14 protein-coding genes and 1 pseudogene are annotated in these 12,793 nt (G+C 65.2%); 12 read left to right on the top strand and 3 right to left on the bottom strand.

Annotation, left to right across the window (positions count from 1 at the left end):
• The first annotated feature begins 22 nt into the window (after nucleotides 1–22).
• The 3 genes from J2X44_RS02860 (at nucleotide 23) to J2X44_RS02850 (ending at nucleotide 4,405) form a co-directional block, all read left to right on the top strand.
• The gene (locus J2X44_RS02860) at nucleotides 23–1,396 is read left to right on the top strand and encodes a glutamate--cysteine ligase (protein WP_310087766.1); all 1,374 of its coding nucleotides are present in this window, start codon (nucleotides 23–25) and stop codon (nucleotides 1,394–1,396) included.
• Nucleotides 1,397–1,716: 320 nt separating this feature from the next.
• The gene (locus J2X44_RS02855) at nucleotides 1,717–3,993 is read left to right on the top strand and encodes a TonB-dependent receptor domain-containing protein (RefSeq protein ID WP_310087765.1); all 2,277 of its coding nucleotides are present in this window, start codon (nucleotides 1,717–1,719) and stop codon (nucleotides 3,991–3,993) included.
• Nucleotides 3,994–4,093: 100 nt separating this feature from the next.
• A complete protein-coding gene (locus J2X44_RS02850) occupies nucleotides 4,094–4,405 on the top strand; it encodes a hypothetical protein (RefSeq protein ID WP_310087763.1) in 312 nt (103 codons plus the stop codon).
• Here the strand turns inward: J2X44_RS02850 and J2X44_RS02845 are convergent.
• The gene (locus J2X44_RS02845; protein ID WP_310087761.1) at nucleotides 4,402–5,808 is read right to left on the bottom strand and encodes an isoprenylcysteine carboxylmethyltransferase family protein; all 1,407 of its coding nucleotides are present in this window, start codon (nucleotides 5,806–5,808) and stop codon (nucleotides 4,402–4,404) included. The genes J2X44_RS02850 and J2X44_RS02845 overlap by 4 nt on opposite strands.
• Nucleotides 5,809–6,039: 231 nt before the next feature.
• On the opposite strand from J2X44_RS02845, the gene J2X44_RS02840 reads away from it, so the two are divergent.
• From J2X44_RS02840 to J2X44_RS02830, 3 genes are read left to right on the top strand one after another with little or no spacing between them, the layout of a single operon-like run.
• The gene (locus J2X44_RS02840; RefSeq protein WP_310087759.1) at nucleotides 6,040–7,257 is read left to right on the top strand and encodes a M23 family metallopeptidase; all 1,218 of its coding nucleotides are present in this window, start codon (nucleotides 6,040–6,042) and stop codon (nucleotides 7,255–7,257) included.
• 1 nt (nucleotide 7,258) lies between these two features.
• A complete protein-coding gene (locus tag J2X44_RS02835) occupies nucleotides 7,259–7,657 on the top strand; it encodes a polymer-forming cytoskeletal protein (RefSeq protein WP_194954412.1) in 399 nt (132 codons plus the stop codon).
• A 22-nt stretch (nucleotides 7,658–7,679) separates the two neighbouring features.
• Entirely contained in the window at nucleotides 7,680–7,901 is a 222-nt protein-coding gene (locus tag J2X44_RS02830; RefSeq protein WP_310087755.1) for a DUF2945 domain-containing protein, read from the top strand.
• On the opposite strand, the gene J2X44_RS02825 is transcribed toward J2X44_RS02830, so the two are convergent.
• Together J2X44_RS02825 and J2X44_RS02820 are read right to left on the bottom strand one after the other, a co-directional pair.
• Nucleotides 7,888–8,187, bottom strand: coding sequence for a DUF1905 domain-containing protein (locus tag J2X44_RS02825; RefSeq protein WP_310087754.1), 300 nt, complete (start codon nucleotides 8,185–8,187; stop codon nucleotides 7,888–7,890). The genes J2X44_RS02830 and J2X44_RS02825 overlap by 14 nt on opposite strands.
• The gene (locus J2X44_RS02820) at nucleotides 8,184–9,692 is read right to left on the bottom strand and encodes a YifB family Mg chelatase-like AAA ATPase (protein WP_310087753.1); all 1,509 of its coding nucleotides are present in this window, start codon (nucleotides 9,690–9,692) and stop codon (nucleotides 8,184–8,186) included. The genes J2X44_RS02825 and J2X44_RS02820 overlap by 4 nt, the downstream gene beginning before the upstream one ends.
• Before the next feature lie 164 nt (nucleotides 9,693–9,856).
• On the opposite strand from J2X44_RS02820, the gene J2X44_RS02815 reads away from it, so the two are divergent.
• The 6 genes and pseudogenes from J2X44_RS02815 (at nucleotide 9,857) to J2X44_RS02790 (ending at nucleotide 12,778) form a co-directional block, all read left to right on the top strand.
• Nucleotides 9,857–10,552: a TetR/AcrR family transcriptional regulator gene (locus tag J2X44_RS02815; protein ID WP_310087752.1), complete on the top strand. Its 696-nt coding sequence runs from the start codon at nucleotides 9,857–9,859 to the stop codon at nucleotides 10,550–10,552.
• Nucleotides 10,553–10,616: 64 nt separating this feature from the next.
• The gene (locus J2X44_RS02810; RefSeq protein WP_310087750.1) at nucleotides 10,617–11,054 is read left to right on the top strand and encodes a VOC family protein; all 438 of its coding nucleotides are present in this window, start codon (nucleotides 10,617–10,619) and stop codon (nucleotides 11,052–11,054) included.
• Between the two features lie 71 nt (nucleotides 11,055–11,125).
• Nucleotides 11,126–11,344, top strand: coding sequence for a DUF4287 domain-containing protein (locus J2X44_RS02805; protein WP_310249189.1), 219 nt, complete (start codon nucleotides 11,126–11,128; stop codon nucleotides 11,342–11,344).
• Nucleotides 11,345–11,347: 3 nt separating this feature from the next.
• Nucleotides 11,348–12,022 carry a glutathione S-transferase family protein gene (locus tag J2X44_RS02800; RefSeq protein ID WP_310087746.1) on the top strand — a complete coding sequence of 225 codons (675 nt, stop codon included), beginning with the start codon at nucleotides 11,348–11,350 and terminating at the stop codon, nucleotides 12,020–12,022.
• 36 nt (nucleotides 12,023–12,058) lie between these two features.
• Nucleotides 12,059–12,355 (top strand): annotated as a pseudogene (locus J2X44_RS02795) (DUF1428 domain-containing protein); the annotation flags it as partial.
• Between the two features lie 69 nt (nucleotides 12,356–12,424).
• Nucleotides 12,425–12,778 (top strand): DUF1428 domain-containing protein, encoded by a 354-nt coding sequence (locus J2X44_RS02790; protein ID WP_310088318.1) that lies wholly within the window; start codon nucleotides 12,425–12,427, stop codon nucleotides 12,776–12,778.
• Nucleotides 12,779–12,793: the final 15 nt, after the last annotated feature.

The following is a 12,793-nucleotide window of genomic DNA, read 5'->3' as shown; positions in this document are numbered from 1 at the left end:
CTGAACAGTCTAAATGCGCGATATGAGCACGCGCACCGCTTCGGACAGCAACGATCCCATCGTCGAACATCGCGACGAACTGGCTACCCCGATGATCCAGGGCGAGAAGCCCAAGGACCGCTGGCGGATCGGGACCGAGCATGAAAAATTTGTCTATCGCACCGCCGATCATCGCGCCCCGAGCTATGACGAGCCCGGCGGCATCCACGATCTGTTGATGGCGCTGACGCGCTTTGGCTGGGAACCGGTGATCGAGGGCGGCAAGGTGATTGCGCTCGCTGGCAGCGACGGCACCGTCAGCCTCGAACCCGCCGGCCAGCTCGAACTATCGGGCGCACCGCTCGAAAATCTCCACCAGACCTGTGCCGAGACCGGCCGTCACCTCAAACAGGTGAAAGAGGTCGGCGCCGAACTCGGGCTCGGTTTCCTGGGGGTCGGCATGTGGCCCGACAAGACCCGCGCCGAGCTGCCGATCATGCCCAAGGGCCGTTACAAGATCATGCTCGATCATATGCCGCGCGTCGGCACGATGGGGCTCGACATGATGCTGCGCACCTGCACGATCCAGACCAACCTCGACTATTCGTCCGAGGCCGACATGGTCCAGAAATTCCGGGTCAGCCTCGCGCTGCAACCGCTCGCCACCGCGCTGTTTGCCTCGTCACCTTTCACCGAGGGCAAGCCCAACGGCTTCATGTCGTACCGCAGCCATATCTGGACCGACACCGACCCGGCCCGGACGGGCATGCTGCCCTTCGTGTTCGAGGACGGCTTCGGTTACGAACGCTATGTCGACTATATGCTCGACGTGCCGATGTATTTCGTCTTTCGCGACGGCAAATATATCGACGCCGCAGGCCTCAGCTTCCGCGATTTCCTGAACGGCGAACTGTCGGTTCTGCCCGGCGAAAAACCGCGCCTCAGCGACTGGAACGACCATCTGTCGACTGCCTTCCCCGAAGTGCGGCTGAAGAGCTTTCTTGAAATGCGCGGCGCCGACGGCGGCCCGTGGAACCGCATCTGCGCGCTGCCCGCGCTGTGGGTCGGCCTGCTCTACGACCAGGGCGCGCTCGATGCGGCGTGGGATCTGGTCAAGGGCTGGAGCATCGAGGAGCAGCAGATCCTGCGCGATGCGGTGCCGAGCGAAGGGCTCGACGCTCCGGCGCCGGGCGGCGGCACCGTCGGCGACCTCGCGCACCGGGTGCTCGACATCGCGGCGGCGGGCCTCGCGGCGCGCGGCGAAGTCAATTCGATGGGCGACAATGAAGTCGGTTTCCTCGAACCGCTGCGCCGCATCGCCAAAAGCGGCAAATCCCCGGCGCACGACCTGATGGACCGCTACGAAGGCCCGTGGGGCGGCGACCTGTCGAAAATCTACGACGAGCTGAGCTTTTAGCGCGACGTCAGTTTTGGGGTGGGGAGCTGCTATTCCCCACCCTCGTCATTCCCGCGAAAGCGGGAACCCAGGGACAGGCCCGCCGACGCACGCTCTGGGTCCCCGCTTTCGCGGGGATGACGAAGTCAAGAAATGCGGAACGTCCGCAATCGGTCGCTAGCCGCCACCACACGCCACCCCAAAGTGCAGCAAATCCGCAACACTGCTGACACGAACGTCAGCGGGGCGCGCATCCGCGATTGATCGCACACGTCCACGAAGCCAAAGGGGGCGCGGTTTTTCGCCTCTCCCATCATTCCCTCTGTTTCAGGAAGCTCGCCATGCGCCATTTTCCTTCTACCACCGCTATCGCCCTTGTTCTCGCGTCGGCCACCTGGGCCGTCCCGGCCGCCGCGCAGGATGCCCCTGCCGCCCCCGCAGCAGATGACGGCGCGCTCGGCGAAATCATCGTCACCGCGCAGCGCCGCGAGGAAAATCTGCAAGACATCCCGGTTTCGGTCGATGTCGTCAGCGGCGCCAAGCTCGACGCGATCAATTCGGGCGGCGGCGACATTCGCGCGCTCGCCGGCCGCGTCCCCAGTCTCAACATCGAAAGCTCGTTCGGCCGCACCTTTCCGCGCTTTTACATCCGCGGCCTCGGCAACACCGATTTCGACCTCAACGCGTCGCAGCCGGTCAGCCTGGTCTATGACGATGTCGTGCTCGAAAACCCGATCCTGAAGGGCTTTCCGATCTTCGACATCGACCGGGTCGAAGTGCTGCGCGGACCGCAGGGCACGCTGTTCGGCCGCAACACCCCCGCCGGCATCGTCAAGTTCGACAGCGTCCGCCCCGACCGCGATGGCGGCTATATCAAGGGCAGCTATGGCCGCTTCGATTCGATCAATATCGAAGGTGCGGCGGGCGGCCATCTGTCCGACACCGTATCGGCGCGCCTGTCGGCAATGTACCAGCGGCGCAGCGACTGGGTCGATAATCTCGCGACCCCGGACGAGAACGACCTGGAAGGTTATGAAGACGTCGCGATCCGCGGCCAGATCCAGTTCGAACCCAGCGACGCGTTCAAGCTGCGCCTGACCGGCCAATACCGCAATTTCGACGGCACCGCGCGGGTGTTCCGCGCCAACATTTTCCGCCCCGGCAGCAATGACCTGATCTTCTACCCCGGCGTCCAGAACCCCGGTCAGACCCCCGCCGCGCCGGTCGATTTCGACCGCAATGTCGTGCGCACCGACGGGATCAATTACCAGAAGCTGGAACTGTATAACGCCGCCGCGACGATGGATTACGACCTTGGTCCGGTCACCCTCACCTCGGTCACCGCTTACTGGAACGGCAATTACGACAGCCGCGGCGACATCGACGGCGGCTTTGGCGCGGCGTTCCTGCCGAATTCGGGTCCAGGCATCATCCCCTTCCCGGCCCAGTCGCAGGATCAGGTGCCCAGCCTCGACCAGTTCAGCCAGGAAATCCGCATCGCGTCGAACGGCGGCGCGATCGATTATCAGGCCGGCGTCTTCTATTTCAACGAAGACATCGACATCGGGTCGATCAACTATGACAATCCGACCGACACCACCCCCAGCGTCGTTGCGCTCCAGCGTCAGGAATCGCGCGCATGGGGCGTGTTCGGGTCGGTCACCGTGCCGGTCACCGATCAGTTCAAGCTGACCGCCGGGGCGCGCTACAACAATGACAAGCGCGACATGGTGGTGAACCGCACTGGCTTTTTCGGCGCCATCGGCTCGGGCAGCGCCAGCGTCGATGACGAAAATCTGACCTGGGACCTGTCGGCGCGCTACGAAGCGTCGGACAACATCAACCTCTACGCCCGCGTCGCCAAGGGCTATCGCGCGCCGAGCATCCAGGGCCGCGCATTGTTCGTGTTCACGACCGTGCAGGATGCGATCAGCACCGCCGACAGCGAAACGATCATGTCGTATGAGGCGGGCATCAAGACCGAATTCAACCGCCGCGTCCGCTTCAACCTGTCGGGCTTCGTCTATGACCTCAAAAACGCGCAGCTGACCGCGGTCGGCGGCGCCAGTAACGCGGCGCGCCTGATCAACGTCGACAATGTCCACGGCTATGGCTTCGAGGCCGAGCTCGACGCGCGCCCGGTCGATAATATGACGGTGACCGCGGGGATCAGCTACAACAACGCCAAGATCGACGATCCCAACGCCTTCATCACCGGTTGCGGCGGCGGCTGCACCGTCACCGATCCGGTGCGCCCCGGCTCGCCGGGCATCTATTCGATCGACGGCAACCAGCTGCCGCAGGCGCCCAAATGGTCGCTTAACTGGACCGCGGGTTACGGCGTGCCGATGGGCGATGGCGAAGTCTATGTCTTCACCGACTGGGCGTACCGGTCAAAAGTCAATTTCTTCCTGTATGAATCGGCCGAGTTCAACGACGATCATATGCTCGAAGGCGGCCTGCGGGTCGGGTACAAGACCGATCGCTATGACATCGCCGCCTTTGTCCGCAACATCACCAAGGATGTATCGGCGGTCGGCGCGATCGATTTCAACAACCTGACCGGCTTCGTCAACGAACCCCGCATCTGGGGCATCGAGGCGGGCTATAAATTCTGAACGACGACCAATCCGCGCGGCGTTTCTCGCCGCGCGGACCGGTGCTTGTTTCCAAATATTTCTATGATATCATTGCTCTGCAACCATGTAGGAGTCGATGATGTCGCGTTTGACCCTTAGCCTGATCGCCGTGGCTCTGCTGTCCGGGACGACCCCTGCCATGGCCACGGACGTCAATTCGGCCGCCAGCATCGGCGCCAACGCCTTTGGCAATGCCGCCAGCGTTTATCCGCGCACCCGCGCCGACGAACGCAAATGGGTGTTGCAGCGGCTCGAAGCAATTTGCAGCAGCGACCTGCGCTCCGACCAGCGCCGTTGCGACCGCGCATGGCGCATCATCGCCGACGGATACGCCGAGTTGCAGGCGCGCCGCGCCGCGGACGCGAGCGCCGCCGCCGCGCTGCCGGACTAAGCGACCGGGCCGACGCGTTCGTCGGGTTCAAGGCGGATGAGCGGGCGCTGACGCCCCGTCACCCGCGCAAACAGGCGTGGCATCAGCGCATTCGCCTGCGCCCAGTTCCAGTAAGCGACATAGGCGGGATCGGCGAGGAGATGCTTCTCCTCGGTCTTGGCGCGCCAATAATAGACCCCGCTCACCAATGCGAGCAGCACGACGTTGCGCGCGCCCTCGACCCAGCCGCCGCTGACCGCGAGGAAGGGCAGCGCACCGACCCACCAGCTCAGATTCTTCGACACATAGGCCGGGTGGCGGGTGAAGGCGTAAGGGCCGTGGGTGATGATGCCGCGGTGGGTCAGGTTTGAAAAGCGGATGCCGAACGCCATCGTTGCCCAGCTGTAAATCGCAGTCAGCAGCGCCAGCACGACCGCCCAGACGATCAGCAGCGTCTCATTCCCGGCCAGCCAATGCCCCCAATCGGCGCCGTGAACCTGATAGTCGAGGGGGCCGCCGCTCATCAGGATGAAGGGCGGGTAGCAAACCAGCGCCGCAACCCACGCCATGCCATAGGGGTTGGCGGTGCGGATATGCGCGTCGAGCGGCTTCAAGGTCAGGATATAGCCAACCGTCGCGATATGGACGTCGATCAGATAGAGAAAGTTCAGCGCCCACAGCCCCGTCATATAAGGGTTGGCGAGCACCTCGGTCATCGGCACGGTGACCAGCGCCGAGAAATTGCCCGGCACGATCGACAGCATGAAGGCGGTGAAAAACCCCTTCACCGCCCAGGCGCGCAGATGATGGCCGATCGCGCGGCCATCGACCGGCTGCCCGGGCGCGATCAGCCAGCGACCGAATTGATAACAGCCGTCGCGCGGTTCGATCATCCGGCGATCGAGCCACAGCATATAGGGCACCGATACCAGCAACAGCCAAGGCGCCACCCGTTCGAGCAAATCCATCGAAAAGGCGTAATTGCCCGTCCAATAATAGCGCATCGTCGCGTAAATCAGCGTGATCAGCCCCCACGTCGCCCATAATCCGGCGAGCTTGGTCAGGCTGATGTCGATCGTCTCGCGCCACGGCCGCCGCAGCGCCCAATCGATCCCGGTCGATGGGTTGCGGTGCACCTTGTCGACGAAAACCGACCACAGCACCATCGGAATGCCGCACGCGAGCACGCTGGCGATCGCCGAGTTCGGACCGTTCATCGGCCCGCGTGTGCCCCAATCAATGCCAAGGAAGACGGCGATGTCGGGCGCGTAACGCGCGAGCAGCAAATATCCGACCAGCCCCGCCAAGCCGACGATGCCGACCCCGGCGCTGACCGCCGACCGCGGGCGCGTCGTGCGGACCGAGGACGGCGCCCCCGACGCATCTTGAGTGCCCGGAGCGGCGGTTTCGACCATGGAATCCATGCGCTTCGCCCTAGCAAAAATTGGTAAGCAAGCCGTCAATATATTTTGCCGATTCGCGGCGAATTTCCGGCTAAAATGGCAGCGTTCCCGCCGTTTGACACCGTTCACCGCAGGTTGAGTTCGACTCGGCGCGAGTCCGCCCGCAATGATTCGCCGCACGGCAAACGGCCTGTTAAGGCGCCCATCAATCGGGGCGGAGGGCTCCTTATAACAACAAGATGGGGTCGCCACTTGTCATCGAAATCAACGGGCCTGCGCCATTGGCGCCAGCGCTTCTCTGCGCTGTTTCAGGACCATGAAATCTTCGTTCGCACGCACGGCCACGTCCGCTTCCTGCGAATCAGCGCCGTCTGGCAAAAGCGCGTCGCGCTGATCGCGGCGGTCGTCCTGCTTGCCTGGGCCGGAGCGACGCTGGCGGTGCTGGTCAACCAGCTCATGAGTTCGGGCGAACGCGCCGCGGTCGCGCAGCAACAAGCTGCCGCCGCCGCATCCGAAGCGCGCATCGCCAAATATCGCGACAATGTCGCCGAAACCGCCGCTGACCTCGAAGAGCGGCAGGCGCTGCTCGAAGGGGTCGCCGAAACCCATTTCGGCATCGATACCGAAGCGATGGCGGCGCAGCCCGCCGCCACGACCGCCGAACCGGCCGCCAATGCACCGGCAAAAGCCGAACCGCTGAAAACCAGCGCGATCGACGCGAACCTGCCCCCCGAGGCGCAAGCGCTCGCCCGCCTCGAAGCGCGGCAGGAACGCTTTGCCAGCCGCCTGCTCGCCGCGGTGAACATCCGCGCCGCCAATGCCGAAGAAGCCGTCGCCAAGCTGGGGCTCAATCCCGCGGCGATCGTGCGCGGCGCCGCCAGCGGTCGCGGTGGTCCGTTCATCCCTTACAAGGGCCGCATGGGCAAGGCAAAGGCGCTCGGTCCGTCGTTCGCCGCACTCGAAGGCGCGCTGTTCCGCATGGAAGTGCTCGAACGCACCCTCGTCGCCGTGCCCTCGGGCAACCCTGCCGACGTGCTGATGATGTCGTCGGGCTTCGGCTATCGCAGCGATCCGTTCACTGGCGCCGGTGCGATGCACGCCGGGCTCGACTTTCGCGGCCCGATCGGCACCCCGATCCTTGCCGCTGCTCCCGGCCGCGTCAGCTTTGTCGGCACCAAGTCGGGTTACGGCAATGTTGTCGAGGTCGACCATGGCCAGGGCATCATGACCCGCTATGCCCACTTGTCGGGCTTTACGTCCAAGGTCGGGTCGCAAGTTGCCGCCGGCCAGCAAATCGCCAAAATGGGCTCGACCGGCCGTTCGACCGGCAGCCACCTGCATTTCGAAGTCCGTCTGAACGGCGTCGCGGTCAATCCGCGCCGCTTCCTGGAGGCCAAAGCCGATGTTCTCGAAGTCAAAGACGATGCCCGACAGCGAGTCGGTGCCATCACTGCCCGGGGTGCCCGCTAAGATGGCGACCGGTGCGCGTCACACCACCTTTTCGATCCTGGGATCGGACGTCGTGGTCACCGGCAATGTCGCCGCCAGCGTCGACCTGCACGTCGATGGGAAGATCGACGGCGACCTGAAATGCGCCAACCTGGTCCAGGGCGAGGCGAGCGAGATCAAGGGCGCCGTCACCGCCGAAACGGCGAAGATCGCGGGGCTGCTCGACGGATCGATCGAGGCCAAGACGCTGATCGTCCACGCCACCGCGCGGATCACCGGCGACGTGACCTACGAGACGATCACGATCGAAAACGGCGGCAAGGTCGACGGCAAATTGTCGCACCGCCGCCACGGCGCGATGGCCGCAAAAGCGCCGCCGCCGCTGGAAGTCGTCGAGAACAAGTCGGCGCTCGGCATCTGACCCCGGCGGGCGTCGGACCGGCATGACCGCGCATCAGTTCGCCATCGACACCCATGTCCATTGGGCGTGGGGCCGCGGGGAGGGCCATGGCCGGATCGCTGAACGCTTCGAGCACCGCGTCGAGCGCATCATCAAGGGCACTTGCATCGTCCGCAACGGATCGGCCGCCAACCCCGCCTATCTGATCGCAATGCTCGACGGGCGCGCGGTACTGAAACTTGGCAGCGAACTCAGCGCCGACTGACGCTGTCGACCTGCATCGTGACGGCGACGCGGTCGCCGAACCCGACTCCCTCGGCGCGCTGCACCGCAACCTTGATCGGCAGCATATAGGTGTCGCCGCGCCGGAACAGCGCGGTGGTGAAATCGGTTCGGCCGATCCGTACCGTTGCCGGAACCATGCCCCAGCCATAGCTGACCTCGCGCGCCGCATAAGCCACCTCACCGACCAGATGGTCAGGAACGGCAACGAACAAATAGGGCGGCGGGCCGCGCCATTCGATGATCGGGGCGTCGAACGCGAGCTTCAACTCCTCGGCGCCTGCCGCCGATAGCTCAACGCCTCAGCGATATGGATGCGCCCCACCGCCTCGGCGCCCGCAAGGTCGGCGATCGTCCGCGCCACGCGCAGGATCCGGGTATAGCCGCGCGCCGACAGCCGCATCGCCTCGGCCGCCTGCGCCAGCAATTGGCGCCCCGCGTCGTCGGGGGTGGCGACGGCCTCCATCAGTTCGCCGTCGATTTCGGCGTTGGTGCGCGCCTTGTGATCGGCGTAGCGCGCGGTCTGGCGCGCGCGGGCCGCGGCGACGCGGGCGGCGACTTCGGCGCTGCCCTCGGCGGGGGGCGGCAGGACGAGGTCGGCGGCGCTGACCGCCTGCACCTCGACATGCAGGTCGATGCGGTCGAGCAGCGGGCCCGACACCTTGGCCTGGTAATCGGCGGCGCAGCGCGGCGCGCGGCTGCACGCGAGCGCCGGATCGCCGAGATGGCCGCAGCGGCACGGGTTCATCGCCGCGACCATCTGCACCCGCGCCGGAAAGGTCACATGCGCGTTGGCGCGCGCGACGCTGACCTCGCCGGTCTCCAGCGGCTGGCGCAGGCTGTCGAGCACGGTGCGTTGAAATTCGGGCAACTCGTCGAGGAACAGCACGCCCAGATGCGCGAGGCTGACTTCGCCCGGCCGCACCCGCAGCCCGCCGCCGACCAGCGCGGGCATCGACGCGCTGTGGTGCGGCGAACGGAACGGCCGCGCGCGGATCAGCCGCCCGCCCTCCAGCCCGCCCGCGACGGATGCGATCATCGACACCTCCAGCGCTTCGCCGGGATCGAGATCGGGGAGGATGCCGGGCAGGCACGCCGCCATCAGCGACTTGCCCGCCCCCGGCGGCCCGACCATCAACAGATTATGCCCGCCCGCCGCAGCGATCTCCAGCGCGCGCTTGGCGACCTCCTGCCCCTTCACCTGCGCCAGATCGGCCATCCGCTGCGGTTGCTCGACCTCGCCCGGGCGCGGCGGCGCCAGCAGCGCGTTGCCCTTGAAATGATTGAGCAGCGACAGCAGGTCGGGCGCCGCGAGCACCTCGACATTGCCGGCCCACGCCGCCTCTGGCCCTTGCGCGACCGGGCAGATCAGCCCGCGCTCCCGGCTCCCCGCATGGAGCGCGGCGAGCAGCACGCCGGGCGAGGCGGCGACGCGGCCGTCTAGGCCGAGTTCGCCGACCACCACATAAGCGCTGAGCGTTTCGGGATCGACGACCCCCATCGCGCCGAGCAGCGCTAGCGCGATCGGCAGGTCGTAGTGCGAGCCTTCCTTGGGCAGGTCGGCGGGCGACAGATTCACCGTGATGACCTTGGGCGGCAGCGCGAGGCCGATTGCGGCGATTGCGGCGCGGACGCGCTCGCGGCTTTCGCCGACCGCCTTGTCGGGCAGGCCGACGACGACGAAACGCGGCACGCCGGGGGTGATCTGGCACTGCACTTCGACCCCGCGCGCTTCGAGCCCCAGATAGGCGACGGTGGAAACGATTGCGACCATAATGTCCCCTGTTTGTTCTCACGCTTGTGGCTGCGATCATCGGAAAGGTCGAGTCTTTTTCGAACCTTGGCGGAAACCCTGCGCTCGCGACGGCGGGGGTGTCGCGCGGAGCCCCGGTTAGACGCGATTTGACAACATACCAACCAGTCGGTATGACAATGAGCATGAACCCGAATCAGCCCACCTCCGATTCTCAAGCTCGCCCCGCCGATGCCGCGATCGGCGGCGTCGGCGCGGGCATCGCCGCGGTCCGCGCCCCGCGCGGCAGCGCCCGCGCTGCGCTGATCGCCGCGGCGCACACCACGGTCCGCAAGCAAGGCTATGCCGCGACGACGGTCGATCAGATCTGCACCGCTGCCGGAGTCACCAAGGGCGCCTTTTTCCATCATTTCGCATCGAAGGAGGCGCTGGCGGTCGCGGCGGCCGAAGCGTGGACCGAGCGCGCGCGGCCGATGTTCGAAATGCCGCCGCACACCAAGCTGGACGACCCGCTCGCTCGACTGATCGGCCATATCGATTTCCGCTTTGCAATGCTCGACGGCCCGGTCGAGGAATTCACCTGCTTCGTCGGCACGATGGTGCAGGAAGCCTTTGCCACCAGCGACGCGATCCGCGCCGCGTGCGAGGCGAGCATCAACGCCTATTGCGACGCGCTGACCCCCGACATCGAGGCGACTATGGTACGATACGGCGCGCCCGAAGACGTTACCGCACTCGGTCTGGCGCAACATATCCAGGCGGTGCTGCAAGGCAGCTTCATTCTGGCCAAAACGACGAACGACCCGGCGATTGCGCGGGAAAGCGTCACCCATCTGAAGCGTTATGTCCGGATGCTGTTCGACGAGCGGCGGGCACCATGACGCGGGTAATTGCCCCGCCGGCGCCGCCGCGCTGACCCGTCAAAACTACCAAAGGAGAGAGACGATGCCCCAGATGATTTTTGTGAACCTGCCGGTCACCGACCTCGAAAAGTCGAAGGCCTTTTATGAAGCGGTCGGCGCGGCCAACAATCCCGCTTTCACCGACGACACCGCCGCCTGCATGGTCGTGGCCGAAGGGTCGATCCACGTCATGCTGCTGACCCATGAAAAATGGTCGACCTTCACCTCGAAAGCGATCCCCGACGCGCACACCACCGCACAAGTCCTGCTCTGCGTATCCGCCGACAGCCGCGCCGATGTCGACGCACAAGTCGCCAGGGCGACCGCCGCGGGTGGCAAGGCCGACCCGACCCCGACCCAGGACTATGGCGACTTCATGTACGGCCGCAGCTTCGAAGATTCCGACGGCCATATCTGGGAAGTGATGTGGATGGATCCTAACGCGATCCCCGCTGGCGAGCCCGCCGAAGCCACCGCCTGACCGAACCGCGGAGGGGAGCGGACGGCCACCCTTGCAAAGGCCGCCGTTCCCTTCCCGACGGGAGACCGATGATGAGTTTCCAAGCCTATCTCGACAATGTCGAAACCAAGACCGGCAAGTCGGCGGACGATATGAAGGCGCTGGCGATCGCCAAAGGTCTGGCCGACGCCGACGACCTCGCCCCCGGGGTCAAACCCGGCGCGGTGATCGACTGGCTGAAGGGTGATTTCGACCTGGGCCACGGCCACGCGATGGCGATTGTCGCCTATATCAAAGGGAAGAGGAATTAAGCCATGCCCGTCAACCCCGATGCCAACATCGAAGTCACCGCCTTCGACTGGGTGCCCGATTTCGCCCGCGGTTACGTCCGCGACCTCCGGCCGCGCTGGGCGTGCGAGGAAATCGGGCTCGATTATGCCGAACATCTGATCAGCGCGATCAATCGCCCTGCCGATCATTTCCTGTTCCAGCCGTGGGGCCAGGTGCCGGTGCTGAACGACGGCGGCGTCCGCCTGTTCGAAAGCGGCGCGATCCTGCTCCATCTGGCAGAAAAGGATGCCCGGCTGATGCCACGCGATCCGCAGGCGCGCGCCAATACACTGGCGTGGCTGTTCGCCGCCTATAACAGCGTCGAGCCGATGCTGTTCGAATTGGGCAATGTCGACATCTTTGCCGCCGAAGAGGATTGGGCCAAGCTGCGCCGACCGAGCCTGATCGAGTTCATCCAGGGTCGGCTCGGCCGCCTGAACGATGCGATCGGCGACAAGGACTATCTGGCCGGCGACTTCACCATCGCCGACATCGCGATGGCGACGGTGCTGCGCGAAGCCGTCGAGGCGGGCCTGATCGCCGAACAACCGCGGTTGCAGGCCTATCTCGATCGCTGCCTTGCCCGCCCCGCCTTTCAGCGCGCGATGGACGCGCAGCTGGCCGCTTTCAGCGACGAAGCGGGACCACCCGCCGCCTGAAAACCCCCGACTCCCACCCCCCTAAGGAGAGACAAGATGACCTATGTAGAAGGATTTGTGGTCGCGGTGCCGACCGCCAACAAGGAAGCCTATCGCAAACATGCCGCCGATGCGGCGCCGTTGTTCAAGGAATTTGGCGTGGCACGGATGGTCGAAGCGTGGGGCGACGATGTGCCCGACGGCAAGATCAATGATTTCAAGGGCGCGGTGCAGGCGAATGAAGATGAGACGGTCGTGTTCAGCTGGTTCGAATATCCCGACAAGGCGACCCGCGACGCGGCGAATGACAAGATGATGAGCGACCCGCGCATGGCAGCGATGGGCGGCGAGATGCCCTTCGACGGTAAGCGGATGATCATTGGCGGATTCGATTCGATCGTCGATGACGCCGCGGGCGGCACGATGGGTTATGCCGACGGCTATGTCCTGCCCGTCCCCGACGGCAACAAGGACGCCTATCGCGCGCTCGCCGAAAAGGCGTCGCAGGTGTTCCGCGACCATGGCGCGACACGCGTCGTCGAGGCGTGGGGCAACGATGTCCCCGATGGCAAAGTGACCGATTTTGCCCGCGCCGCGCACAAGCAGGACGGCGAAACCGTCGTGTTCAGCTGGGTCGAATGGCCGGATAAGGAAACCCGCGTCGCGGGCTGGGAAAAGGTCATGGCCGATGACCGGATGCAGCCCGACGGCAGCGACGTCCCCTTCGACGGCAAGCGGATGATCTATGGCGGCTTTGCCCCGATCGTCGAGGCGTGACGACGTAAAAGCAGA

It is taken from the genome of Sphingopyxis sp. BE259 (assembly GCF_031457495.1).
GTDB lineage: Bacteria > Pseudomonadota > Alphaproteobacteria > Sphingomonadales > Sphingomonadaceae > Sphingopyxis.
Note: the sequence above shows the minus strand (reverse complement) of the source record. Positions and strands in the feature narration are given on the sequence as shown.